Source organism: Gemella sp. GH3, assembly GCF_013415425.1.
In the GTDB taxonomy this organism is placed as follows: domain Bacteria; phylum Bacillota; class Bacilli; order Staphylococcales; family Gemellaceae; genus Gemelliphila.
Genome location: NZ_JACBYC010000002.1, coordinates 1 through 246 on the forward strand (window position 1 = coordinate 1; position 246 = coordinate 246).

1 protein-coding gene is annotated in these 246 nt (G+C 34.1%); it reads left to right on the top strand.

From position 1 onward, the window contains the following. A partial coding sequence (locus HZY83_RS00010; protein WP_179942081.1) for a Cna B-type domain-containing protein occupies positions 1-246 on the top strand: 246 nt, incomplete at both ends.

Consider the following 246-nt stretch of genomic DNA (forward strand, 5'->3'; position numbering starts at 1 on the left):
GGATACAACATAACAAACAAATACACGCCAGAAAATACACAAGTTACTGGAGTAAAAGCTTGGGAAGATAATAATAACCAAGATGGAAAACGCCCAACAAGCATCACAGTAAATTTACTATCAAATGGAGAATTAGTTCAAAGTAAAGAAGTAAGCGAGCAAGATAACTGGAGTTACGAATTTACAAACTTGCCGAAATATAAAGACGGACAAGAAGTAAATTACACAGTAACAGAAAATCCAGTA